Origin of the sequence: Rhodococcus sp. IEGM 1406 (assembly GCF_030056745.1) — a bacterium.
Lineage (GTDB): Bacteria > Actinomycetota > Actinomycetes > Mycobacteriales > Mycobacteriaceae > Rhodococcus_F > Rhodococcus_F erythropolis.
On sequence record NZ_JASHKO010000002.1, the window covers coordinates 740267 to 764010 of the forward strand.

23 protein-coding genes are annotated in these 23744 nt (G+C 62.6%); 14 read left to right on the forward strand and 9 right to left on the reverse strand.

Annotated elements, in window-relative coordinates; all coding sequences use genetic code 11:
- Window positions 1–25: 25 nt before the first annotated feature.
- From QM596_RS12790 to QM596_RS12805, 4 genes are all read left to right on the forward strand, one after another.
- The gene (locus QM596_RS12790) at window positions 26–931 is read left to right on the forward strand and encodes a hypothetical protein (protein ID WP_283309170.1); all 906 of its coding nucleotides are present in this window, start codon (window positions 26–28) and stop codon (window positions 929–931) included.
- Between the two features lie 126 nt (window positions 932–1057).
- Window positions 1058–2203, forward strand: a complete 1146-nt coding sequence (locus QM596_RS12795) for a serine hydrolase domain-containing protein (protein ID WP_283309171.1) — start codon at window positions 1058–1060, stop codon at window positions 2201–2203.
- A 305-nt stretch (window positions 2204–2508) separates the two neighbouring features.
- The gene (locus tag QM596_RS12800; RefSeq protein WP_283309172.1) at window positions 2509–3195 is read left to right on the forward strand and encodes a TetR/AcrR family transcriptional regulator C-terminal domain-containing protein; all 687 of its coding nucleotides are present in this window, start codon (window positions 2509–2511) and stop codon (window positions 3193–3195) included.
- Between the two features lie 9 nt (window positions 3196–3204).
- Window positions 3205–4332, forward strand: coding sequence for an FAD-dependent oxidoreductase (locus tag QM596_RS12805; protein WP_283309173.1), 1128 nt, complete (start codon window positions 3205–3207; stop codon window positions 4330–4332).
- A gap of 20 nt (window positions 4333–4352) precedes the next feature.
- Here the strand turns inward: QM596_RS12805 and QM596_RS12810 are convergent, their stop codons facing one another.
- Together QM596_RS12810 and QM596_RS12815 are read right to left on the reverse strand one after the other, a co-directional pair.
- The gene (locus tag QM596_RS12810) at window positions 4353–4955 is read right to left on the reverse strand and encodes a methyltransferase domain-containing protein (RefSeq protein ID WP_283309174.1); all 603 of its coding nucleotides are present in this window, start codon (window positions 4953–4955) and stop codon (window positions 4353–4355) included.
- Complete coding sequence (locus QM596_RS12815; protein ID WP_283309175.1) at window positions 4955–5698, reverse strand: GntR family transcriptional regulator; 744 nt, start codon at window positions 5696–5698, stop codon at window positions 4955–4957. The genes QM596_RS12810 and QM596_RS12815 overlap by 1 nt, the downstream gene beginning before the upstream one ends.
- Before the next feature lie 96 nt (window positions 5699–5794).
- Between QM596_RS12815 and QM596_RS12820 the strand changes: the two genes are divergently transcribed.
- The 6 genes from QM596_RS12820 to QM596_RS12845 are packed head-to-tail and all read left to right on the forward strand — an operon-like array spanning window position 5795 to window position 11537.
- On the forward strand, window positions 5795–6922 hold the full coding sequence (locus tag QM596_RS12820; protein ID WP_003942786.1) for a TIGR03364 family FAD-dependent oxidoreductase: 1128 nt from the start codon (window positions 5795–5797) through the stop codon (window positions 6920–6922).
- 25 nt (window positions 6923–6947) lie between these two features.
- Entirely contained in the window at window positions 6948–7625 is a 678-nt protein-coding gene (locus QM596_RS12825) for a phosphonatase-like hydrolase (RefSeq protein ID WP_003942707.1), read from the forward strand.
- A 25-nt stretch (window positions 7626–7650) separates the two neighbouring features.
- Entirely contained in the window at window positions 7651–8700 is a 1050-nt protein-coding gene (locus QM596_RS12830) for a 2-aminoethylphosphonate ABC transporter substrate-binding protein (protein WP_003942754.1), read from the forward strand.
- A gap of 2 nt (window positions 8701–8702) precedes the next feature.
- Window positions 8703–9878 (forward strand): ABC transporter ATP-binding protein, encoded by a 1176-nt coding sequence (locus QM596_RS12835; protein WP_283309176.1) that lies wholly within the window; start codon window positions 8703–8705, stop codon window positions 9876–9878.
- Window positions 9875–10777: a 2-aminoethylphosphonate ABC transporter permease subunit gene (locus QM596_RS12840; RefSeq protein ID WP_019748000.1), complete on the forward strand. Its 903-nt coding sequence runs from the start codon at window positions 9875–9877 to the stop codon at window positions 10775–10777. The genes QM596_RS12835 and QM596_RS12840 overlap by 4 nt, the downstream gene beginning before the upstream one ends.
- Window positions 10752–11537 carry an ABC transporter permease gene (locus QM596_RS12845; RefSeq protein WP_029255145.1) on the forward strand — a complete coding sequence of 262 codons (786 nt, stop codon included), beginning with the start codon at window positions 10752–10754 and terminating at the stop codon, window positions 11535–11537. The genes QM596_RS12840 and QM596_RS12845 overlap by 26 nt, the downstream gene beginning before the upstream one ends.
- A gap of 57 nt (window positions 11538–11594) precedes the next feature.
- Here the strand turns inward: QM596_RS12845 and QM596_RS12850 are convergent, their stop codons facing one another.
- Window positions 11595–13217, reverse strand: coding sequence for an AMP-binding protein (locus QM596_RS12850; protein ID WP_019747998.1), 1623 nt, complete (start codon window positions 13215–13217; stop codon window positions 11595–11597).
- 178 nt (window positions 13218–13395) lie between these two features.
- On the opposite strand from QM596_RS12850, the gene QM596_RS12855 reads away from it, so the two are divergent.
- Window positions 13396–14205, forward strand: a complete 810-nt coding sequence (locus QM596_RS12855) for a LuxR C-terminal-related transcriptional regulator (protein WP_046378400.1) — start codon at window positions 13396–13398, stop codon at window positions 14203–14205.
- A 4-nt stretch (window positions 14206–14209) separates the two neighbouring features.
- Here the strand turns inward: QM596_RS12855 and QM596_RS12860 are convergent, their stop codons facing one another.
- The 5 genes from QM596_RS12860 to dxr all read right to left on the reverse strand — a co-directional run bounded on the left by QM596_RS12860 (window position 14210) and on the right by dxr (window position 20663).
- Complete coding sequence (locus QM596_RS12860; RefSeq protein ID WP_020907378.1) at window positions 14210–16024, reverse strand: penicillin-binding transpeptidase domain-containing protein; 1815 nt, start codon at window positions 16022–16024, stop codon at window positions 14210–14212.
- A gap of 69 nt (window positions 16025–16093) precedes the next feature.
- Window positions 16094–16930, reverse strand: a complete 837-nt coding sequence (locus QM596_RS12865) for a GNAT family N-acetyltransferase (RefSeq protein WP_003942692.1) — start codon at window positions 16928–16930, stop codon at window positions 16094–16096.
- Between the two features lie 111 nt (window positions 16931–17041).
- Window positions 17042–18199 (reverse strand): flavodoxin-dependent (E)-4-hydroxy-3-methylbut-2-enyl-diphosphate synthase, encoded by a 1158-nt coding sequence (gene ispG / locus QM596_RS12870; protein ID WP_283309177.1) that lies wholly within the window; start codon window positions 18197–18199, stop codon window positions 17042–17044.
- A gap of 87 nt (window positions 18200–18286) precedes the next feature.
- Window positions 18287–19498 carry a M50 family metallopeptidase gene (locus QM596_RS12875; RefSeq protein WP_141487410.1) on the reverse strand — a complete coding sequence of 404 codons (1212 nt, stop codon included), beginning with the start codon at window positions 19496–19498 and terminating at the stop codon, window positions 18287–18289.
- 7 nt (window positions 19499–19505) lie between these two features.
- Window positions 19506–20663, reverse strand: coding sequence for a 1-deoxy-D-xylulose-5-phosphate reductoisomerase (gene dxr, locus QM596_RS12880; RefSeq protein ID WP_020969350.1), 1158 nt, complete (start codon window positions 20661–20663; stop codon window positions 19506–19508).
- A 120-nt stretch (window positions 20664–20783) separates the two neighbouring features.
- Between dxr and QM596_RS12885 the strand changes: the two genes are divergently transcribed.
- Entirely contained in the window at window positions 20784–21053 is a 270-nt protein-coding gene (locus QM596_RS12885; protein ID WP_283309178.1) for a DUF2631 domain-containing protein, read from the forward strand.
- Window positions 21054–21133: 80 nt separating this feature from the next.
- Here the strand turns inward: QM596_RS12885 and rlmN are convergent, their stop codons facing one another.
- Window positions 21134–22243, reverse strand: a complete 1110-nt coding sequence (gene rlmN, locus QM596_RS12890; RefSeq protein WP_019747992.1) for a dual-specificity RNA methyltransferase RlmN — start codon at window positions 22241–22243, stop codon at window positions 21134–21136.
- 102 nt (window positions 22244–22345) lie between these two features.
- On the opposite strand from rlmN, the gene QM596_RS12895 reads away from it, so the two are divergent.
- Both QM596_RS12895 and QM596_RS12900 read left to right on the forward strand, forming a co-directional pair.
- The gene (locus QM596_RS12895; RefSeq protein WP_020969349.1) at window positions 22346–22756 is read left to right on the forward strand and encodes a LapA family protein; all 411 of its coding nucleotides are present in this window, start codon (window positions 22346–22348) and stop codon (window positions 22754–22756) included.
- A 95-nt stretch (window positions 22757–22851) separates the two neighbouring features.
- Window positions 22852–23694, forward strand: coding sequence for an HpcH/HpaI aldolase/citrate lyase family protein (locus tag QM596_RS12900; protein WP_030244636.1), 843 nt, complete (start codon window positions 22852–22854; stop codon window positions 23692–23694).
- Window positions 23695–23744 lie beyond the last annotated feature (50 nt).

Here is a 23744-nt window from a genome sequence, read left to right on the forward strand (position 1 = left end):
ACATGACCTTGTGGACGGTGACCAGATGATCGCTCATCACGCTGGAGGAATCCCACTGCACAACTCTCCACTGCACAACACTGCGGGGCCGTCGCGCTCGACGCAGTCCTCCGGTCGCAAGATCGCCGCGTTGATCGCGTTGGTCGCCGGTTTCTCCGCTGCCTTCGTTCTCGCCCCGGGCATGCTGACGAGTAGGCCGGGCGATGGGTACGTAGGCCAGGGGGAACTCGTCGAGACGGTCCGCGCCGCGTTCGTCGAATACTGGAGTTCCGGTGTCCAAGCCTTCTCTCCGAGCTTGGAGTCCGCTGTCGACTACTGGCTGCGCTACCACGTGGCCAAGGCTGTGATTGCGGTAATCCTGCTGACGGTTCTGCTCGCACTCGGCCGCATGGTCAAGGCGTCGTTCGTGAACGCCGGCCCTCTGACGGTTGGAAAGAAACTCGCATTCGTCTCGGCGGGAGGCCTGGTCACGCTCCTCGCGCTGTTCTCTTCGGTACTCGTGATGGCAAATGTCCAAGGTGTCGTTGCACCCTTCTCTTCGCTGATCTCGATGTTGCCCGTGGCCCAGGCGGATGGGGCACTTGGCGACACTGTCGGGCAGGTCCGCCAACAGCTCGCTCAGTCGACGGGCACCGGAAACCAGCAAAGCCCTGTCCTCGAACTGATGATCAGCGACTTCGCGCGGTATCACTTGGCCATGGCGGTGATCGCGCTGATCGCGGCAGCAATATCACTGACCGTGACTGTGGTCGTGTGGGCACGCTTCGCGAGAACGGCGCGATCCGAGCGACGGACGAGATTCGTGTCGGGGTCGATCGGTCTTCTCACTGCACTGTTCACGCTGGGATTGATCGTTGTCGGCGTAGCAAATATGGGCACCGCGGCAGACCCGGCACCCGCACTGGCGGCGTTCTTCGACGGCGGACTCTGACCCAAGTCAAGGGTTCAGGCCAGGGTTCCGTAGTCCCCCGGTACCGGTTGAGGAGGTACCTGGGGACTGCGTCTGCCGTACCCGGGGTCGATGTGTGAGTGCCCTCGGACAGGCAGAGTTCGACTCATGAAAACCGGAGCAAGACGCATCCTGCTTGTCGGCCTGTGCAGCGCCATGGTTGGAGCTGTAATCAGCTGCAGCACGGACAAATCCACACACACATCCGACAAGATCATGGACTCGACCATCACCGACCAGCTCGATTCGATCGTCGACGCAGCGGTGAATTCGACCGGGATTCCCGGTGCGATGGTGGGCATTTGGGGGCCCGACGGCAACTACGTCAAGGTTGCAGGAGTCTCGGATACGGCAACCAAAGCGCCGATGGAAACCGACTTCTACCACCGGATCGGCAGCGTCACCAAAACATTTACCGTGACCGCCCTGCTGCAATTGGTCGACGAGGGAAAGATCGGTCTCGACGACCCGATCTCCAAATACGTCGACGGCGTCATGGAAGGTGATGCGATCAGCCTGCGCCAGCTGGCGGGGATGCGCAGCGGCCTCGTGGACTACACGACGTCCGAACAGTTTGTCATGGATGTTCTTTCCGACCCTCGCCGATCATTCACATCCGAAGAGCTCTTCGGATACGTCAAGGACCTCCCACTCCAAATTCGACCAGGAACCACTGTCGACTACTCGAATACCAACACCCTTCTGCTCGGCATGGTCATCGAGAAGGTCACCGGCTCAACACTGTCGGAAGTCATCGACACCAAGATCACGACACCACTCGGAATGGAGCACACCAGCTTTCCCACCACCAACGCGTTCCCGACACCACACGCTCAGGGGTACACCAACCAAACGCTCGACGAATCCGTGACCGCGGCGACGGACTGGAATCCGTCGTGGGGCGGCGCCGCGGGTGCAATGATCTCGTCGTTGGACGACATGCGCATTTGGGTTCCGGCGCTGGCCAAAGGCGATCTCCTGACCGACGCCACTCAGAAGCAGCGCCTGCAAACCGTGAGCTTGAGCGAAGGGGACGACAGCTCCGGCTACGGACTCGGTTTGTTCAACAGCGGCGGCTGGATCGGTCACAACGGAAGCCTGCCCGGCTACAAGACAGTCTCGGTCTACTTGCCCGAGAAGGACACCACCCTGGTCGTCTTCATCAACACCGACATCGACGGCGAGACTGATCTGACCAGTGCTTTGATGGTGCCGATCACCAAGTTGATCAGCCCGGGCAACGTCTACGGCTGATCACCTCGGGTCCGATCCACAATTCGGACGAAAGTGACATATCGGGTTCGATCTGTCGATAGGCTCGACCGTCGGCAGATCGAAACCCGAAAGAGGCGCTCATGGGATCGTTGAACGACTGGCTTCTCGACAGCGACAGCCCGCTCGTGGGGATTGTGGGTGGCATCCTACTGACGATCGCAATGCTCTCCGGCGGTACAGGCATGTAACCCACCGCTCCCGATATGGCTCCGCACAGCGGTGGACGTTCAGTGCGTGATCCAACGAACATGTTCGTTACGAACATGTTCGTGTACGGTGAAATCATGCCCACTCAGCCAACAGGTCCGTCGAGCCGTCGCAATCGTCCGGCCAAACCCGCTCTGACACGCGAGGGCATCGTCAGTACCGCGGTGGAAATCTTGCGGTCGGAGGGCTTGCAGAAATTGACGATGCGTCGACTCGCCCTCGAACTCGACACCGGGCCGGCATCGATGTATGTGTACGTGCGCAACACAGTCGAACTGCATGCCGCGGTTCTCGACGAACTCCTCGGAGTCGTGGACCTCGCCGAAAATTCCTCCGGCACTTGGCAAGCGCGCCTCGAACGGGTGCTGACGTCCTACACGGCCGTACTGTTCGATCATCCCGGCCTTGCCCAGTCGGCTCTCGTTTCCCGGCCCAGCGGAGTTCACTACGTGCGCCTGCTCGAGCGCCTGCTGGCATTGCTCGACGAAGGCGAAGTCCCTCCAGGTCAGGCCGCGTGGGGCGTGGACTTGCTACTGCAGTACGCGACGTCCACTGCTGCCGAACACTCGGCGCCGAACAATTCCGCCGACGCGGATGCCCGATGGAGCGCGTTGACCGACGCAATCCAGAACGCAAACCCGCAAACGCACCCACTCGTCGCAGGCCATGCAACAGCTCTACTTGCCGGTGAACCCACCGCGCGTCTCTCCTGGGGATTCCGCACGCTCATCACGGGCATCGAGAACACCCCACTCACTTCTTAGGAACCCACCATGAACCACTACCCCATCGCAATCATCGGCGCCGGCCTCGGTGGCCTCACCCTCGCCCGAGTCCTCCATCTCCGCGGAATCGATTCGGCGGTATTCGATCTCGAATCCGGACCGACAGCCAGAACTCAAGGCGGGATGCTCGACATCCACGAAGACTCGGGTCAGATCGCGCTTCATGCCGCCGGCCTCTATGAGGAGTTCCGCGGCCTCGTTCATCAAGGCGGGGAAGAGACACGCGTCCTCGATCGAAATGCCGTCGTGCACCTGAGCGAGCAGGACACCGGAGACGGCGACCGCCCGGAAATCGACCGCGGCCAGCTGCGTGACCTACTGCTCAGCTCAATTCCGAAGGAAACAATCCACTGGGGAGCCAAGGTCCGCAGTGCTCATCCGTTGCCGGATGGTCGACACGAAGTTCACCTCGCGGATGGCACCCACTTCACCACCGATCTCCTGGTCGGCGCAGACGGTGCGTGGTCGAAAATTCGCCCACTGGTTTCAAACGACACTCCTGCGTACACCGGAATATCTTTCGTGGAGTTCGACCTCGACGACGCCGACAACCAGCACGTGGATGCCGCTGAAACCGTCGGCGGCGGAATGATGTTCGCACTCAGTGCCGACAAGGGCTTCCTTGCCCACCGTGAGACCGACAACAGTCTGCACATCTACGCCGCCCTGCGAGTTCCCGAGAACTGGTCAGCGAGTGTCGACTTCTCCGACGATCACATTGCGAAGAAGGTTCTGCTGGAACACTTCTCGGGCTGGGACGAGTCGCTGCGGTCACTGATCGTCGAAGCGGACAGCTCGCTGACCCCTCGCCCCATCCATGCTCTTCCCATCGGGCACAGTTGGAGCCGTACTCCCGGGGTCACTCTGCTCGGGGACGCGGCACACGTCATGTCGCCGTTTGCCGGAGAGGGTGCGAACCTGGCAATGCTCGACGGCGCGGAACTCGGCCAGGCGATCGCTTCGCACAGCAGCACGGAGGAAGGGCTAGCTGTCTACGAAGAGCGCCTCTTCCCACGCAGCGCCGCATCGGCACAACAGTCCGCTGATGGACTGGACATGTGCTTCGGCGAGAACGCACCCCAGGGGCTCATGGACATGTTCACCTCACACGCGTGACCGGAGCCGTTGCCTGATTGTCAGTTCGCCCGTGCAATGACATGCAACCAATCGGCAGTGGGACCGACCACGGCGTCGATTGACAAAGTTTCCCACCCGCTTCTGCCGAGCACCTGACGAAGTTGGTCCTCCTGCCAAAATGTGAAGTGGCGCGGCAACCCCAATTTCGCTTTGCTCCAACTGGTTCCGTCGCCCCTCTTGACCGTGAACGCGAAAATTCCCTCTGCCCCGACTACACCTCGCGACTTTCTCGCGACGAATTCGAACTCGTCGCGTCGCAAATGAAGCAGGACTGCATTTGCCACCACGGCATCGTACGTTCCGTTGAACTGCCCAGTTCGCATTTCGAGAACCTCAGCTGTAAAACCCTCTGCCCTCATCATTTCCACGAAGGCGAGTGCGCCGTCAGTGCGCGCCACCGATACTCCGAGAGATTCGAGGTACTCGGCATCACGGCCGGGACCACTGCCGAGTTCCAGAATCGTCCCTCCGTCCACCAGCTTGGCGATCCGGGCAAGGTACCGGACCATCGCCTCCCCCATGACATACGGTCTAGCTGCATACAGATTCGCACCGGCCTCATAACTCGCGAGTGTGATGTCGCCTGCGTCGTCCACGGCCATCACTCCCGCAACGTCGTCAAGAAGGCAATGCGGTCGCCGCGGTAGAGCGAGCGAACCCGCTCGATCGGCACACCCTCCGGATCGACGGAGGTCCGGTGCAGCAGAAGCATCGGCATCGAGGTCGTGGACTCGACGAGCATTGCCTCCCGCGGTGAAGCGAGCACCGTCTCGATCCGTTCGGTTGCGGAGGCAAAGACCACGCCGATGGAACGGATAGCCGCGTACAGCGACGTCGTGGCATCGAAAGCGTCGAGCATTTCACCGAACCTGCTGTCCGGCAGGAAGGTTGATTCGAGTCCGATCTTCTCGCCGTCGGCGAAGAGGACACGCTCGAGATGAACGACGCTGTCGCCCACCTCGATACCCAACTCCGTGGCGAGACCGTCGTCGGCTGACATTCGTTCGAACGTCACAACCTTACGACTGGGCACTCGCCCAGCACTCAGTGCGCCTTCGGTATACGAACGAATCGAGAGCGGCTGAACCAACTTCGGACTCGCGACGACAGTGCCCCGCCCCCGCCGCTCGATCCGTCCTTCGACAAGCAGATCACGAAGCGCTTGACGGACCGTCTCGCGAGCGACTGTGAACCGCGCCGCCAATTCCCGCTCGGACGGGACTGCGTCGCCCTCCTCGAGCCCACTGAGAATGGTCTCGATCTCGGTGCGCACCCGGTAGTACTTCAACTCCGGTTCGATCACGACGCTCGAGGTCCCCGGCCCGGTGGACGTCTGCTGATTCATGGCGCAAGCGTACAAGAATTCGGTCTATACCAATTGTTAACCTGGAGTTCGTCTCGATTCCCCCTATTGGTCTAGACCAAACGTCACTATCTCTACATGCGAATTTTGATTGTGGGCGGAGGGATCCTCGGAACGGCGCACGCCGACGAGGCAATCCGTCGGGGACACGACGTCATCCATCTCGAACGTGAGCCCGAAGCCCGCGGTGCCACGGTACGGAACTTCGGCCTCGTCTGGGTATCCGGGCGAGCCCCGCACGAACTCGAAGCTGCGCTGCGCTCGCGCGAACTGTGGGCAGACCTTGCCGCCCGTGTCCCCGGCGTCGGATACCGCCCAGCCGGCTCCATCACCCTCATGCGCACCGAGGAGGAGGTCGCGGTCGCGCAGGAAGCGTTCTCTCGGCCGGACGCCGACAACCGAGGGTTCGCGCTCCTGGATCCCGACGCCGTTCGCGTCGTCAACCCCGCGCTCCGGGGCAAGTTTCTCGGCGGACTGCACTGCACGCTGGACGCCGCAGTCGAGTCACGGCAAGCGCTCCCCGCCATCCGTTCTTACCTCGAATCCACCGGCCGTTACACCTTCCACGCCGGAACGGAAGCCCGCGAGATCACGACGACCACCTCCGGCGTACACATCCGCGACGACCACGGTCGCAGCTTCGACGCCGATCTCGTGATCGTCTGCCCCGGAGCGACACTCGGCGGATTGGCTCGCGATCTCGCCGGCGATCTCCCGTTGCGCCGTGTGCGCCTGCAGATGATGCAGACAGCCCCACTCGGCGAAAAGCTCACCACCGCAATCGCTGACGGTGACAGCTTCCGCTACTACCCCGGTTTCGCCGGATCTGCCCTCGATCATCTCCGCACAGTGCAGCCGCAGGAACCGACTGCCGAGGAACACCGCATGCAACTCCTGTGCGTGCAGCGCTTGCACGGCGGGCTGACCATCGGCGACACCCACGAATACGAGGAACCCTTCGACTTCGATGTCGACGAGGCGCCCTATCGCCATCTGTCCGGAGTCGTGGAAACACTTCTGGGACGCGATCTTCCGCCAATCGTCAAGCGTTGGGCGGGCGTCTACAGCCAGTGCATCGACCCCTCACAACTTGTACACCGCGCACAAGCCGCCGACAACGTCTGGGTGGTTGCCGGCCCCGGTGGCCGCGGTATGACGCTCGGCCCGGCACTGGCGGAACAAACCGCCGACCAGCTCGGTCTCTGAATCTCTCCGACAAGAAAGACTTCTCATGTCTCCGATCACCCTTGCCGTTCTCGACATGGCCGGCACCACCGTCGCCGACGACGGACTGGTTCTTCGCGCCTTCGCTGCCGCCGCTGAAGCCGGCGGACTGCCCGCCGAAGGCCCGGAAGCCGACGCCGCTCGCCAGTACGTCCTCGACACGATGGGCCAGTCGAAGATCGTCGTGTTCCGGGCGATCTTCGGTGACGAAGACCGCGCCCAGGCCGCGAACGCCGCCTTCGAAACCACGTACGACTCCCTCATCGACCAGGGCCTGGCCGAGCCGATCCCCGGCGCCGAGAAAGCCATCACCACTTTGCGCGAGGCCGGCATCAAAGTTGCCTTGACCACCGGGTTCAGCCGATCGACCCAGGACAAACTCCTCGTCGCGCTCGGCTGGGAAACCCTCGCCGATCTCACCCTCTCCCCCGCCGAGGCCGGTCGCGGTCGACCGCACCCGGACCTGATTCTGACTGCCCTGCTCAAACTTTCGATCGACGACGTCCACCAGATCGCCGTACTCGGCGACACGTCCAACGACGTGCTCAGCGGCATTCGTTCCGGCGCATCCATCGTCGCCGGAACTCTGACCGGCGCACACGACGAGCAACAGCTTCGCGACGCCGGAGCCACCCACATCGTCCCGTCCGTGACGGAGTTCGCCGAACTCCTCACCCACTCCTGATCTCACCTCCGAAAAAGGAATCGTCATGCGTCTACGCCCGAGCATCGCTGCGGCCGCTCTCGCCGTGTCCGTCCTTTCGTTCACCACTGCCTGCGGTGGCACCGGCACTGCTGCCGGATCAGACACCGAGACCGTCACCGTATACAGCGCCGACGGCCTGTCCGGTTGGTACAAGGGAAGATTCGACGCCTTCACCGCGCAGACCGGTATCGCCGTCAACCTCGTGGAAGCCGGATCCGGCGAGGTCGTCTCCCGCGTCGAAAAGGAGCAGTCCAACCCACAGGCAGACGTGATCATCACGCTGCCCCCGTTCATCCAGAAGGCCGACGCCCAAGGTCTGCTCGAGCCCAGCGGAATCGACACCTCCGCCGTTCCTGCCGACGAGAAGGACGACGCCGGCAAGTACGTACCCGTCGTCGAGAATTACCTCTCGTTCATCGCCAATCCGACTGCATCACCCGCCCCACAATCTTGGGACGATCTGCTCACTGACCAGTTCAAGGGCAAGTTGCAGTACTCCACGCCCGGCCAGGCCGGCGACGGCACCGCGGTGCTCTTGCTGCTCCAGCACCTGATGGGTAAGGAAGGAGCACTCGACTACCTCGGAAAGCTCCAGGCCAACAACGTCGGACCCTCGTCTTCCACCGGAAAGCTCCAGCCCAAGGTCAGTAACGGAGAGCTGCTGGTCGCCAACGGTGACGTCCAGATGAACCTCGCCTCCATCGCCGACGACGGATCGAAGTTCGACATCTTCTTCCCCGCTGGAGCCGACGGCACTCGCACCACCATTGCACTGCCCTACGTGATGGGCCTCGCCAAGAGCGCACCGAGCAGCGAACAAGCCAAGAAGTTGATGGAGTTCCTGCTTTCCGAAGAATCCCAGAAGACCGTCGCCACCGATGCACTCGGCGTATCGGTCCGCGAGGACGTCCGAAGCGCTGCCGGTGAATCCACCGACAAGAACACGCCTTCCGGAGTTCTGCAGGGCGTCAACGTGTGGACCCCGAACTGGAACGACGTCCTCAGCTCGCTCGACGCCGACATCGCCGCTTACCAGAAAGCCACCGGGAGCTGATCATGGCAAGAACCAGACTGGGGCGGACGCTCCCCGAGACCGTCGGTGTTCACGGAGCGATCGAACATTCTGCTCCGGCCATCACGTTCGATCGTGTGAACGTCGCCTACGGCCGCGGGAAGACCGCAACCCATGCACTCGTCGATTTCAATCTACGAGTGGCGCCGGGTGAAACCGTGGCACTGCTGGGGCCCAGTGGATCCGGCAAGTCGACCGCGCTGAAGGCCCTCGCGGGATTTGTCCGCCCCACGTCCGGTTCCGTCAAGCTCGGCACCCGAGACATCACCAATCTGCCTCCCGCACAACGCGGTATCGGCGTCGTCGTTCAGTCGTACGCTCTTTTCCCGCACATGCGAGTTTCCGAGAACGTAGCCTTCGGACTCCGAGCCCATCGCGTTCCGCGCTCGGAGATCGGCCCTCGCGTAGCCGAAGCCCTCGACATGGTCGGGATGTCGGCGTACGGAAAGCGCCTTCCCCGTGAGCTTTCCGGCGGTCAACAGCAGCGAATCGCAATCGCCCGAGCCTTGGCAATTCGCCCTGGAGTACTCCTCCTCGACGAACCACTGGCCGCCCTGGATGCGCAACTTCGCGAGAGCATGCTCGGCGAACTGGCGAGACTGCGCGCCGCACTACCTGACACAGCCATGCTCTATGTGACGCACGATCAGAGTGAAGCCCTGGCGCTCGCAGACCGAATCGCAGTGATGCGCAACGCCAGACTCGCGGACATCGACACCGCCGAGGCCTTGTGGAAACGCCCGCCGTCCAGCTTCACCGCGGCCTTCCTCGGGGGTGCGAACCTGCTGCCCTGCAGCGTCACACGCGTCATCGGCACCTCCGCACTGGTCTCGATCGGTGGCACGCCGTTCACCGCTCACGCCCCGCAGCCCGAGATCGGGCACATCGAATGGGAGTCCGACATGGACGCCTACCTGTGTGTTCGTCCACACGCGGTAGGCGTAACCGGCGTCGGCGCACGAGGATCATTCCCGGCGCGCATCGTCTCGAGCGTCTGGCGCGGTTCCACGACGCGACTGACGCTGGCTGTCCGTGGCCTCGACGACGTCCGCGTCGACGCGGATGTTCCAGGGCACGACGAACGACCGGTCGACACCGAAGTGGGCGTCGTCTTGCCCACGGACGGCAGTGTCCTGGTGCCGGCGGATCGCCACCCATGACGACAACCTTGGAACGCCCTGAAACCGCTGTGCCCCAGCACAAAGACCCGATCCCGTGGCGCCGGATCGGGTGGACGCTACCGCCGCTGCTTCTTGTCCTCGTGTTTGCTGTCTATCCCACTGCGCGTGTCCTCACGGAATCGCTGAGCACCGGAAGCGGCACCGGGTTGTCCACGTGGTCGTCCGTGCTCGGTTCGGAACTGTTCCGAACCGCACTGTGGCGGACCATCCAGATCGCCGTGGCGTCGACCCTGGGGTGCCTGATCCTGGGAACCTTCCTCGCCTTGGTGCTTGCCTTCGTTCCATTCGCCGGATCCAAGGTGGTGGGGCGATTGATCGACACGGTGCTCGCCCTGCCGTCATTCCTGATCACGCTGGCGTTCACGTTTCTGTACGGCACGGCCGGCGCCGTCAACGCCTTGATCATCAGCATCACCGGCGACGCGAGCGGCCCGCTGAACTTCCTGAACACTCCGTTCGGAGTCATCGCGGCCGAAATCACCTTCTTCACACCCTTTGTCGTGCGTCCACTGTTGGCCGCGTTCACCCAGATTCCGCGTGAACAGCTCGACGTTGCAGCCAGCCTCGGCGCGTCACCCGTCCGAGTTCTGCGGCAGGTGGTGATGCCGGAAGCGTGGCCAGCCCTCCTGGCCGGTGGATCACTCGTACTTCTGATGACATTGAATGAATTCGGCATCGTGCTCTTCACCGGAGCAAAAGACGTCGTAACTCTTCCGGTCCTCATCTACACCCGCGGCATCGTCACCTTCGACTTGCCCGGCGCGGCAGTGATCGCGACGGTCCAGGTCGCACTCTCACTCGGCCTGTACTGCCTCTACCGATTCACCTTCAACAGATTGATGGGAGGCAGCCGTGCTGCTGTGGACACGAAGCTCTAGGGCCCTCGTACTCGGATTCTTCACCCTGGTCGTCGCGGTGGTTTTTGTCGCGCCCATCGCCACCGTCGTCGCGGCTGCCTTGGCCGGATCGTGGACCGGTCCACTTCCGTCGAATCTCGGCGGCAAGAACTTCTCCACGGCGCTGTCCGACGAGAACTTCGCCAGCCTGATCGTCAGTTTGCAGACTGCATTCATCGCGGGTGCATTGGCATTGATCGTCGGAACGTGGGCCGCGCTGGCCTCTCGTGAGGCACCGATGTGGCTGCGGCGCATCACCGATGCCGTATTCCATTTACCGATTGCGGTTCCGTCGGTCGCGATCGGCTTGGGTCTGCTCATCACTTTCAACGAGCGCCCACTACTGCTCGGCGGCACCAAATGGATCGTGATTCTCGCTCACACGGTTTTGGTGCTTGCCTTTGCCTTCAGTTCCGTATCGGCCGCGCTCGAACGGCTCGATCCCGCCTACCGTCAAGCTGCCGAATCACTCGGCGCCGGCCCAGTGCGGGTGCTGACGCGGGTGACGCTACCGCTGCTGCTCCCAGCGTTGGGTGCGGCCGCCGGGCTTTCCATCGCACTGTCGATGGGTGAGCTCGGCGCAACGGTCATGGTCTACCCGGCGACATGGAAGACCTTGCCGGTCAGCATCTTCGGACTCACCGACCGCGGCCAGGTATTTCTTGCCGCAGCAAATACGACACTGCTGCTTGCAGTTACCCTGATCGCCCTCATGGTGGTCGGCAGAATCCGTCGGCGCTGACCTTGCTGTGCGCCTTTATTAACCGCCGGGGGTTAATAAAGGCGCACAGCAAGGGGTTTATCCCTTCCGCAAGATGTACCGCTGAACCTTGCCGCTCGGGGTCTTGGGCAGGTTCGGAACAAAGTGCACCGTGCGTGGGTACGCGTGCGCTGCAAACTTCTTCTTCACCAGGGTTTGCAGTTCCTTCTCGAGTTCGTCGTCACCGTCGACACCTTCGCGAAGTACGACGAACGCCTCGAGGACCTCACCGCGCAACTCGTCGGGCATGCCCACCACTGCCGCCTCGATGACGTGCTCGTGCATGACCAGCACGCTCTCGACGTCGAAGGGACCGATGCGGTAGCCCGCCATGATGATGACGTCGTCGTCGCGCGAGGAGAAGAAGAAGAATCCGTCCTCGTCCGTCATTCCGGCGTCACCGGTGATGTACCAGCGACCGTCTTCGCTGAATCGCTGCTTCGTCTTCTCCGGCGCATCGACGTACCCGGTGAACCACATCAACGGACTGTTGTGAGTATCGATCGCCACGCGTCCCTGAGTGCGAGCCGGTGCGATGTCATCCGAATTGTCCTCCAGCACAGCGGCAGACCAGCCCGGCAACGGACGACCCATGGATCCTGGACGGACGTCCTCGCGGAGTCCGTCGGCCCAGGCGTTGACGATGAACATGCCGTGCTCGGTCTGGCCGTAGTGATCACGAACCTCGACGCCCAACGAGTTCTTCGACCACGCAACAACATCCGGAGTCAAGGGCTCACCGGCCGAGGACGCGCGGCGAAGCGAGATGCCTTCCGGAACGGGCGCCTTGTCGGCACGCAGACTGCGGTACACGGTCGGAGCAGCGGCAAAATTGGTGACACCGAACTTCTCGATGATCTGCCACGTCAGCGGCGCGGAGAATCCGGCGTGCAGCAGAATGCTTCGCGTTCCCGCGGCAAGCGGACCGAGCAACGCGTAGTACAGCCCGTACGCCCAGCCCGGGTCTGCGGCGTTCCAGAACACGTCGTCCTGACGGACGTCGAGGCCGAACTCCTGGTAGGCGTGGAACGACGCGAGCGCGCGCACCGGAACCGGCACGCCCTTGGGTGTCCCCGTGGTGCCACTGGTGAACAACTGCACCATCGGTGCGTTGCCGCCGACTGCCTGAGCAGCGCCCTTCGGGTCTTCGGCATCCTGAGCTGCGACAAGTGCATCGAAGTCCAACTCGTCACCGGCCGCGCCGCCCGCGACGATGACCTGCCACGCTGCGTCGGCGGGGATGTCCTCGCCCGGCGCGAGCTTGTCGAGCTGATTGGCGTCGGAAACGACCACCTTCGCGCCACTGGCCGTCAAGCGGAAAGCGATGGCCGGCGAAGCGAACGCCGTGAACAAGGGCACGTGGACCGCGCCGCGGCGCCAGATTCCGAGGAGCGCGACCACGAGGTCCGCAGACTTGCCCATCAAGGTCGCGACGTTGTCACCCGGCTCGACTCCGAGGTCCGCCAGAGCTGCCGCGAAACGCGCGGACTGCTCACGTAGATGACCGTATGTGAGGTCCACCGAGCTAAGGTCTGCCTCGACGACGGTGAATGCAACGCCATCCGCGGGATGCCGATCGCAGAGCAATTCTGCGGCGCTGGCATGCGGGGTGTCGTACTGGTCCAGCAGCTCGCGCACCCGTGCGGTGGGATCGGTGCTCATCAACTTGCTCCTTATCGATCGTCGTATGGTTGGCCCGACCGGTTAAGTTGGCGGCTCGTCATACGTACTGTTCACCCCCTATGATCTAGCTCACAAGAGAACTTCACTACCCCCAGAAAGGGGTACCTGCGTGAATCGACATGCTTCGTCACTTCTGCGTCCCCGCGACGGGGACGCTATGCGAGGTGAACTCCGAACGATTGCAGCTCAGGGCGTTGTTCCCGTGCTGTTCGGAGGCGAGGTCCAGGACGGAACCCTGCACCTGAGCGAATTCGTCGGCACCCGCACCAACAATCTCAAGGGCTTGGCCATCCCGCCGCGCTCGGGCATGGGCGGACGCGTCGTCGCCCAGGGTTCACCGATCACCGTCAACGATTACGGCAATTCGCAGTCCATCACTCATCACTTCGACCGGCCTGTTCTCAGCGAGGGCCTGCATTCGATCATCGCCGTTCCGGTCATGGTGTCCGGCAAATCGCGCGCTGTCCTCTACGCCGCGATCCGTGATTCCGCGCCTCTCGGCGATCGCACAGCAGACGTCATGGTCAGCGCATCCCGGCGTCTCGGGATGGAGTTCGCCATCCGCGACGAGGTCGATCGTCGCCTGCAACTACTTCAGGCCGCCGCCGCGACCACCGCCGACGGTATGTCTTCGGAAGAGATCCGCGGAGTCCACGCCGAACTACGCAGTGTCGCCCAGACCGTGACCGACACCGACTTGCAGACCAAGCTCCGCGGACTTTCCCAGCGTTTGGCCAACCTGCTGCGGCCTACCGCCGACGCCGAATCCGACGTCGCGCTCACCCCACGTGAAGTGGATGTTCTCTCGCAAGTCGCACTCGGCTGCACCAACATCGAAGCCGGCCAAAGGCTTTCCCTTCGACCTGAAACAGTCAAGAGCTATCTGCGAAGCGCGATGGGAAAGCTGGACGCGAGCTCACGCCACGAAGCCGTGGTTACCGCTCGCAGGTTGGGACTGCTCCCCTGAGGGGTCAGTAGCCTTCCGGCAGGGCGGTGAGCATGTCGCGGGTGACTGCGACGGCGTTGTCCGAACTTCCGCCCCGCACAACCAGAGTGGCGAAGGCCAGGTTGCCGCGATAGCCGACGAACCACGCATGCGATCCCCCGTCGACCTCGGCTTCACCGGTCTTGCCGTACACCTCACCCTGATCTTCGACGCGTTCTGCAGTACCGCTCGTGACCACGAGTCGCATCATGCCGCGCAGGCCGTCGACCATGGCCGGCGTGATCGCCGGGCGCTCACCGTCGATGGTGGTTTCGCGCCCCGAAATCAGTTGCGGCACCGGAGTCGAACCGTTCGCGACCGTCGCAGCTGCCATCGCCATTCCGAACGGACTGACCACGACCTTGCCCTGACCGAACCCGTCTTCCGTCCGCTGGACCAGGTCCGACGCAGGCGGCACCGAACCGGAATCGATCGGCAATCCCACCACGTTGTAGTCCTGGCCGATGCCGAACTGCGCTGCGGCAGTGGTCAACGTGTCTGCCTGCATCTCGCTGGCCAACTTGGCGAAGGACGTGTTGCACGAACGCGCGAAGGCCGTTGCCATCGGCACCGTGCCGAGTGCGAACTCGTTGTAGTTGGGGACGCTGCGCTCGCCGATCTCGATTCGGCCCGGGCATGGCACCATCGTGTCGGGGGTCGCCTGACCGGTCGAAATTGCCGCACCTGCCGTGATGATCTTGAAGGTCGAACCAGGCGGGTACTGACCCATCGTCGCGACCGGCCCGTCGCGGTCAGCTGCCTTGTTCTGCGCGACGGCCAGGATCGCGCCACTCGACGGTTCGATCACCACCATCATCGCCTGATCCTTGTTCACGTTCACCGCGCGCTGAGCGGCGATCTGGATGTTGCGGTCCAGACTGATACTGAACGACGGAACCGGTTGTGGCGCAGTCTCGGTCAACACGTCGGTGTCGACGCCGTTCTGGTTGACCGTGACGACACTCCAGCCGGCTTTGCCGTCGACCTCGTCGATGATCGTCTTCTTGATCTGCCCGAGAAGGTCAGGCGCGAACTCCGGGTCGGTCGACACGAGATCCGATTCGTCCGATACCGATACTCCCGATATCGCACCCAACTGCGCCGAAACTTGGTCGTAGTCATCACTGCGCAGCCGCGTCACGAGATAGTCACCCTTGACGGCCGTCGAGGATTCGGCGATCGACTGACCGGTCAGCGACGCATCGAACCGCCCGAGAACACTTGCGAGACTGTTCGCGGAACCTATGATGTCGTTGCTCTTGGAGCGATCGAACTTCACTCGGTAGACGATTCCCGGCACCAGGACGTCGGTCCCCGAATGCTCGTTGACCCGCGCTCGCGGCGCCGCGGTTGCCCGCAACGACATCGTCTGCTTGTCACCGAGGCGCGGATGAACGTCCGTCGAACTCCAACGGACGGACCAGTCGCCGTCCTTGCGTCCCATCTGCAGCTCGCCGTCGTACGTCCAGACGCGGTCTTTCGGCAGGTGCCACTCGTAGGTGTAGCCGACCGTCGCAGTGTCACCGTTCATCTTCACCGACGTGGTCTCGGCAGTCATCGACTCCGCCTGAAGCGCATCCCAGGTGTCACTCAATACAGGACCCGCGGAATCAGGCCGGTCCGTCATTTTTGCTGCCTCGTCGATGTCCCTGTCACCGAACGCACTCAGGAACTGCTGCGCGACGGGCTCGGGGCCGGCGGGTTTCGGAGTACACGAACTGATCCCCACCGCCAAAAAGATCACGGTGCAGGAGGCCAACAGTTGGGCCGAGCGACTACGAGAGAAATGCCGAGTGTTCATCGAGCCCCATAGTAGGGCGACAAATGCTCCACCCAGCGTAGGCGCGACCATTGCACGCAGCTTGGACGCTCAGTCGAGCAGCACCGTCGAGAAGGTCGCGACCTGCCGGAACCCCACCCGCGAATAGGTCGACCGCGCAATCGTATTGAAGCTGTTGACGTACAGGCTCGCAATGCGACCGGTCGCCATGATCGACTCCGCTACAGCCGCTGTACCGGTCACGCCGAAGCCCTGCCCACGAAATTCCGGGTTGACCCACACGCCCTGAATCTGGCCACAGCGAGCAGACATCGAGCCGACCTCAGCCTTGAAAACGACCTGGCCGTCCTCGATATGCGCCCACGCTCGACCAGCGGCGATCAGGCTTGCCACACGATGTCGATATCCGCGCCCACCGTCGTTTGCACGCGGATCGACGCCAACCTCTTCGATGAACATCGCGATCGCGGCAGGCAGATAGATCTCGAGTTCGTCCGAGCGAACCTGCCGGACCAGTGGATCCGACGGGCATGCCAGCGGCTCGGATACCGCGAGCAACGGCTGTTCGGGGCGAACCTCCCGCGCAGTTCCCCAATCGAGCTCGAGCATCTCCCACAGCGGCAACGCCAATTCGGCGCGGCCGACCACCGACGAGCACATGCGCGGAATCCGACAGGCGCGGTCAGCGAATGCCCGAATGTCATCCGGATCGCCTCGAAGTGGAACCAGATTTGCCCCGGCAAAGCACAGCGAGGACAACGGCCCGCCTCGACTCCACAGCTCGCCGTGAATCATTCGTGGGTCGACACCGCATTCTTCGACGCGCGCGGCAATCATGCAGGCGGCCACCGGATCGGCGTCGAGTACCCGTCGGACGTCTTCGAGATCTCGACTTCCGACCTGCTTGGCTCCGAGGAGTTTGAGCATCCGTCAACCCCCTCGACTCGACTGCGCGTCCACGAATATCACTACCCGATCATGATGCACTCAGATTGCCACGAACCTGACACCGACGGGGAAGATTCATCCGGCAATCACTCAACTCACGGTGACGACCGGCGCACCCTCCGAAGCGTCACCCTCCATGCTTTCGGCAATTTTCATCGCTTCTTCGATCAAAGTCTCGACGATCTGCGCCTCGGGCACCGTCTTGATGACCTTGCCCTTGACGAAGATCTGGCCCTTGCCGTTGCCGGACGCCACACCGAGGTCAGCCTCACGTGCTTCACCCGGTCCGTTCACGACGCAACCCATGACTGCCACGCGCAGCGGGATCTCCATGCCGTCGAGGCCGGCAGAGACCTCGTCGGCAAGTGTGTAGACATCGACCTGTGCACGGCCACACGAGGGGCAAGAGACGATCTCGAGCTTGCGGGGACGCAGGTTCAGAGACTGCAGAATCTGGTTACCGACCTTGATTTCCTCGGCCGGCGGAGCCGAGAGCGAAACCCGGATGGTGTCGCCGATACCCTCCGCGAGCAGCGCACCGAAGGCGACCGCGGACTTGATCGTGCCCTGAAACGCCGGCCCTGCCTCCGTGACGCCGAGGTGCAACGGGTAATCGCACTTCGCGGCGAGTTGGCGGTAAGCCTCGACCATGATCACCGGATCGTTGTGCTTGACGGAGATCTTGATGTCACCGAAGCCGTGCTCTTCGAACAACCCGGCCTCCCACAGCGCGGACTCGACCAACGCTTCGGGCGTCGCCTTGCCGTACTTCTCCATCAACCGAGGATCGAGCGATCCCGCGTTGACACCGATACGAATCGGAATGCCTGCATCACCGGCAGCCTTGGCTACCTCTTTGACACGGCCGTCGAATTCCTTGATGTTGCCCGGATTGACGCGCACCGCAGCGCATCCCGCATCGATTGCCGCGAAGATGTAGCGCGGCTGGAAGTGGATGTCGGCGATAACCGGAATCTGGCTCTTCTTCGCAATGATCGACAACGCGTCCGCGTCTTCCTGACGCGGGCAGGCGACACGGACGATGTCGCAACCGGACGCGGTCAGTTCCGCGATCTGCTGGAGCGTTGCATTGACGTCGTGCGTCTTCGTGGTGCACATGGACTGCACCGAGATGGGGAAATCGCTGCCCACACCTACCGTGCCGACCTGCAGCTGCCGTGTCTTGCGTCGAGGAGCAAGAATCGCTGCGGGTGCCGAGGGCATTCCCAGTCCGATAGGGATGGTCACGTCTGTGCCTTCTTTCATAGCTTCACTGCAAGTTTAGCCGGGCGATCGCCGCACTACCGCGCGGCAACCGTCGCCATGCTCACACGGTCAGAAGATCTTGATCGGATTGACGATGTCAGCCGTGAGTGTCAGCAACATGAACGCGCCACCGATCACGATGAATACGTAAGTAATCGGAAGGAGTCTCGTGTAGTCGACGGGACCGCCCGGAATCAAGCCGCGGCGAGCGCGGAACCAATCGCGGATCTTCTCGTAGAAGACCACCGCGATGTGACCGCCGTCTAGCGGCAACAGCGGCAGGATGTTGAAAACACCGAGGAAGAAGTTGATCGACGCGAGCAGTCCGACGAACATCGGCCACTCGGCTCGATCAGCGGCCTCGCCACCGATCACGCTGGCGCCGACCACGCTGATAGGTGTGTCCAGCGCCCGCTCGCCGCCCGTGATCGACTCCCACAGAGCCCCCACCTTCGACGGAATGTCAGCCAACGCCTTCACCGAGTCGACCATGATCTGTCCGGTGTAGTCGAAGGCTGCCGGAACAGCAGAGAGCGCGTTGTACTCGACCAGCGCCGAGCCCGGACCACCGATTCCGACAGCGGATACTTCCTGCTTCACGGGAACGCCACTGGCCGAGTTCACATATCGCTGGACTCGTTCGGGGACGACCGTGATCGACAACGCCTCTCCGTCGCGATCAACCGACAACACGATCGGGCCATCCACACCTCGAATAGCAGCTGCCACCTCGGGGAAGGTACTCGTCGACTTTCCATCGACTGCGGTGATCCGATCCCCCGATTTCAGGCCCGCATCTCCTGCGGGGCCTCCACCCGAGCACTCTGTCAGCTCGAAGTTGCCGTCCTGGCCCAGCTGATCGGGGGCTACACATGTGACCTCTTGGACCACTGGCTGAGCGGGTTCAGTTCGGCCCCAACCGAGGAGCAACGCGTAGATCAGGAGGAACCCGAGAATGAAGTTCATCGCGATACCGCCGGACATGACGACGACGCGCTTCCACGCCGCCTTCTTGTACATCGCGTGCGGCTCTTCTTCGGGTGTCATCTCGTCGAGAGCCGTCATACCGGCGATGTCGCAGAATCCACCGAGCGGCAGCGCCTTGAGGCCGTACTCGGTCTCACCTCGACGGAACGAGAAGATCTTCGGTCCGAAGCCGATGTAGTAGCGGCGAACCTTCATTCCCAAAGCCTTGGCCGTCCACATGTGGCCGGCTTCGTGCAGGGCGATGGACACGCCGATGCCGAGGGCAAACAGCACTACGCCCAGTGCAAAAACCATGAAAGCTCTAGCCCTCCTGCTTCACGAGCTGACGCGCTCGTGTGCGTGCCCAGCCGTCTGCGGCCAGAACGTCGTCCACGGTAACCGGTTCCGCGGACCATTGACCTGCATCGTCGAGAACAGCGGCCACCGTGCGGACGATCGCCGGGAAGGAAATGACACCGTCGAGGAATGCCTGAGCCGCCACTTCGTTGGCCGCGTTGTAGATCGCGGTGAAGCAACCGCCGGATTTGCCCGCGCTTCGCGCCAGATCGACGGCGGGGAACACCGACGAATCGAGCGGCTCGAATTCCCAGGTGGAGGCGGTGGTGAAGTCGCATGCCGACGCAGCACCTTCGATGCGGTCCGGCCAGCCTAGAGCGAGAGCGATGGGGAGCTTCATGTCCGGCGGGCTTGCCTGCGCCAGCGTCGACCCGTCGAAGAAGGTGACCATGGAATGCACGATCGACTGCGGGTGCACGGTGACGTCGATGCGGTCGTAGTCGATCCCGAACAGCAGGTTCGTCTCGATCAGCTCGAGGCCCTTGTTGACCAGAGTTGCCGAATTGAGGGTGTTCATGGGCCCCATCGACCAGGTGGGGTGCGCTTTCGCCTGAGCTGGATTCACACTTTCGAGATCCTCGGCGCTCCAGCCACGGAACGGTCCACCCGAAGCGGTGAGAACCAACCGAGCCACTTCGTCGCCTGTTCCACCACGTAGACACTGGGCAAGCGCCGAATGCTCCGAGTCGACCGGCACGATCTGACCGGGTGCGGCGGCTTTGGTCACCAGCGCTCCGCCGGCGACAAGCGATTCCTTGTTCGCCAGCGCAAGGCGCGCTCCCGAGTTCAACGCCGCCAGAGTCGGTTCGAGTCCCAACGAACCGACGAGTGCATTGAGGACAACATCGGCACCGCTGTCCCGAACCAGTTCCGTCACGGCGCTCGGTCCCGAACGGGCGGTTACCGATTCCAGCGCCGATGCCGCTGCAGGATCGGCGACGGCGACGTCCGTGACGCCGGTTGCACGAATCTGTTCGCCCAACAACTCGACGTTGTTGCCGCCCGCTGCGAGACCGACTACTTCGAAACGATCGGGGTTGGCTGCGATGACCTCCAGCGCTTGGGTACCGATCGAACCGGTACTGCCGAGGAGGAGGACGCGGGTACGTGTGGTTTCCTGCACTCGCCCATTGTTCCTGATAACACCTGAGAACAACCTTATCGACGCCCAACTACGTACGACAGGCAGTCGTATGTCACCATATTGGGCAGTAGTGCAACCGAATGAGCAGGAGGATCGACCGTGGCCGATACCCAGTTGGACGTCAAGTCCAGCGCCCCCGTCGTGGTCTCGCACGTCGATGAGGCCGAGGTCCCCTCTGCCGCATGGGGGTGGAGTGGTGAAGGACTCAAGTTTTTCCGTTTCCTCGGATGGTTCTTCGCAATATTCCTGCTTCTGATGATGATCGGAAACCATCACGGCAAGGTCGAGGATCTGTGGCTCATCGGCACCGCCGGATTGATGATCTTCGTTCTGGTCCGCGACATCGCCATCGGGCGCCGCCCGCGCTAGACACCTGACAAAGAGACGGCCTCCACGAACGAAAGTTCGTGGAGGCCTTCTCTTTATGTGTTTTTCAGGCCTGGAGGGTTTCAGTTCTCGGCTGCCAGCTGGCCACAGGCTGCGGCGATTTCCTGACCGCGCGTATCGCGCACAGTGCACGAGACACCCTGGGCGATGACCCGACGCACGAACTCACGCTCGACGTCCTTGGGGCTCGCGTCCCACTCGCTACCCGGAGTCGGGTTGAGCGGAATCAGGTTGACGTGCACCAACCCGCCGAGTGCTTTCTTCAGCTTCTTGCCCAGCATGTCCGCGCGCCACGGCTGATCGTTGACGTTCTTGATCATCGCGTACTCGATGGACACACGCCGACCGGTCTTGTCTGCGTAGTACCGGGCAGCCTGAAGTACCTCCGACACCGACCAGCGATTGTTGACCGGCACAAGTGTGTCGCGCAGTTCGTCGTCCGGTGTGTGCAGCGATACCGCCAGCGTGACGCTCAGGCCTTCGTCAGCGAGCTTGCGGATAGCGGGAGCGAGGCCGACGGTCGAGACCGTCACGGACCGCTGAGACAGGCCGAGCCCGTCGGGTGCGGGCGAAGTGATGCGTCGTACCGCTGCCACCACGCGCTTGTAGTTCGCCAAAGGCTCGCCCATACCCATGAACACGACGTTCGAGAGGCGGCCGGGTCCGCCGGCAACATCACCGTCGCGCATTGCGGCCGCTGCCTCGCGAACCTGATCGACGATCTCGGCGGTCGAAAGGTTGCGGTCGAGGCCGCCCTGACCCGTCGCACAGAACGGGCAGGCCATTCCGCAGCCTGCCTGACTCGAGATACAGAGCGTCGCCCGATCGGGATAGCGCATCAGGACGCTTTCGAGCAGCGTTCCGTCATGCGCCTTCCACAGGGTCTTGCGAGTGTCGCCCGAATCGCACGCGAGGTGCTTGATCGGGGTCAACAAGGTCGGGAACAGCGACTCCCCCACCTTCTCGCGCACCGATGCGGGGAGATCGGTCATCTTCTCCGGATCGGCTTCGAGCCGCGCGTAGTACTGACGCGCGAGCTGATCGGCCCGGAAAGCCGGAAGGCCGAGCTCTTTCACCGCTTCTTTGCGCTCGGCGGAATCGAGATCGGCGAGGTGCCGTGGAGGCATTCCGCGCTTGGGTGCAGTGAAAACGAGGGGAAGAGAGGCAGCCATAGTTACACCATTGTCCCATTGTTTTGGGGTGCTACCCCACTGCCACCCGATTGTGGCCGGATTACCCGTGCAACTTTGCGCAGGTTGCGTGATGATCATGTCATGTCAACCACACCAGAGGATCCGTCGAACTCCCCCGTGTACGGCCCCGCCGACGGTTTCGGTCCCGATCCGGAACTTCCGAAGGTGGGCGAGGACAAGGCAGTGGAAAAACACGATCCGGAACCGACACCGACGCCTGAACCGGTGCCGACCGGAACGTCGGTCACCGACCGAACCAGAGCTGCGACGACCTGGGTTGGCCTGGTCATAGGCGCAATTGTGCTGATCTTACTTCTGGTGTTCATCCTGCAGAACCTCGAGAGCGTCTCCGTCAAGATCCTCGCCTGGCAGATCGACTTTCCGCTCGGAATCACGATCCTGCTCTCCGCGATCGCGGGCGCATTGATCATGGCGTTGGCAGGCGGGGTTCGCATCATTCAGATCCGGCGCGCAGCGAAGCGGCAGATGTGACTGAAATCTAGTTACGCAATTGGGTCGATCGATGGGCCAGCAGGCATCATTGATGTCGTGGAAATCACCGGAAAGGCCCTGATGTGACTACTCACATGGAGAGACCTGTGACCTCGCGAATTGCCCCACAGCAGGCAAGATCCTGGCTCCTCGTCCCCGCGTCCAAACCGGACACCTTCGACGCCGCACTCGCGAGTGCGGCCGACGCCGTCATTCTCGACCTCGAGGATGCCGTCACCGCACCCAACAAACCGGCGGCCCGCCGCGACGTCGCCGCATTCCTGAGCGAACACAATCACGCCTGGGTTCGGATCAACGACGCCACGACACCGTTCTGGGAAGAGGATCTGGCCGCACTCGCGGGCCTCCCCGGACTCGAGGGTGTCATGCTCGCAAAGACCGAAAGCGGTCAGCAGGCCGACGCCACGGCCGAGCGACTTCCCGAAGGCACCAAGATTCTTGCTCTCGTCGAATCCGCGGTAGGACTCGAGGCTGCGCCCGAGATCGCACGCACAGACGGCATCTTCCGTCTCGCATTCGGCAGCGGCGACTTCCGGCGCGACACTGGGATGGACGACTCCCCCACGTCGATGTCGTACCCGCGTTCGCGGCTCACCATCGCCAGCCGCGCGGCACGCATCGCTCCGCCGATCGACGGTCCCACGCTCGGCCCCGATCTGGATCTGCTCGCCCGAGACTGTGCGATCACCTTGTCACTCGGTATGGCCGGCAAACTCTGCATGACCACCGCGCAGACTGCCCCCGTGAACGCGGGACTGAGTCCCTCCGTGGCCGACGCGATCTGGGCCCAGAATGTCATCGACGATCTCGGCGAAGACGGCTCACGCGTGCGCGACGGCAGCGACCTGCCCAAGCTCGCCAAGGCGAAGAAGATTCACAAGCTCGCCACCCTGTTCCACATCCCCACCGATCACTGATTTTTTTACTACTGAATCGGTGCAGAAAACGTCAGGCGCTCAAGTCGGAG

Excerpts from the sequence above, each read along its gene's own strand:
- QM596_RS12790 (WP_283309170.1), top strand. The coding sequence starts at position 26 with ATGATCGCTCATCACGCTGGAGGAATCCCACTGCACAACTCTCCACTG.
- QM596_RS12795 (WP_283309171.1), top strand. The coding sequence starts at position 1,058 with ATGAAAACCGGAGCAAGACGCATCCTGCTTGTCGGCCTGTGCAGCGCC.
- QM596_RS12800 (WP_283309172.1), top strand. The coding sequence starts at position 2,509 with ATGCCCACTCAGCCAACAGGTCCGTCGAGCCGTCGCAATCGTCCGGCC.
- QM596_RS12805 (WP_283309173.1), top strand. The coding sequence starts at position 3,205 with ATGAACCACTACCCCATCGCAATCATCGGCGCCGGCCTCGGTGGCCTC.
- QM596_RS12810 (WP_283309174.1), bottom strand. The coding sequence starts at position 4,955 with ATGGCCGTGGACGACGCAGGCGACATCACACTCGCGAGTTATGAGGCC.
- QM596_RS12815 (WP_283309175.1), bottom strand. The coding sequence starts at position 5,698 with ATGAATCAGCAGACGTCCACCGGGCCGGGGACCTCGAGCGTCGTGATC.
- QM596_RS12820 (WP_003942786.1), top strand. The coding sequence starts at position 5,795 with ATGCGAATTTTGATTGTGGGCGGAGGGATCCTCGGAACGGCGCACGCC.
- QM596_RS12825 (WP_003942707.1), top strand. The coding sequence starts at position 6,948 with ATGTCTCCGATCACCCTTGCCGTTCTCGACATGGCCGGCACCACCGTC.
- QM596_RS12830 (WP_003942754.1), top strand. The coding sequence starts at position 7,651 with ATGCGTCTACGCCCGAGCATCGCTGCGGCCGCTCTCGCCGTGTCCGTC.
- QM596_RS12835 (WP_283309176.1), top strand. The coding sequence starts at position 8,703 with ATGGCAAGAACCAGACTGGGGCGGACGCTCCCCGAGACCGTCGGTGTT.
- QM596_RS12840 (WP_019748000.1), top strand. The coding sequence starts at position 9,875 with ATGACGACAACCTTGGAACGCCCTGAAACCGCTGTGCCCCAGCACAAA.
- QM596_RS12850 (WP_019747998.1), bottom strand. The coding sequence starts at position 13,217 with ATGAGCACCGATCCCACCGCACGGGTGCGCGAGCTGCTGGACCAGTAC.
- QM596_RS12855 (WP_046378400.1), top strand. The coding sequence starts at position 13,396 with ATGCGAGGTGAACTCCGAACGATTGCAGCTCAGGGCGTTGTTCCCGTG.
- QM596_RS12860 (WP_020907378.1), bottom strand. The coding sequence starts at position 16,024 with ATGAACACTCGGCATTTCTCTCGTAGTCGCTCGGCCCAACTGTTGGCC.
- QM596_RS12865 (WP_003942692.1), bottom strand. The coding sequence starts at position 16,930 with ATGCTCAAACTCCTCGGAGCCAAGCAGGTCGGAAGTCGAGATCTCGAA.
- QM596_RS12875 (WP_141487410.1), bottom strand. The coding sequence starts at position 19,498 with ATGGTTTTTGCACTGGGCGTAGTGCTGTTTGCCCTCGGCATCGGCGTG.
- rlmN (WP_019747992.1), bottom strand. The coding sequence starts at position 22,243 with ATGGCTGCCTCTCTTCCCCTCGTTTTCACTGCACCCAAGCGCGGAATG.
- QM596_RS12895 (WP_020969349.1), top strand. The coding sequence starts at position 22,346 with ATGTCAACCACACCAGAGGATCCGTCGAACTCCCCCGTGTACGGCCCC.
- QM596_RS12900 (WP_030244636.1), top strand. The coding sequence starts at position 22,852 with ATGGAGAGACCTGTGACCTCGCGAATTGCCCCACAGCAGGCAAGATCC.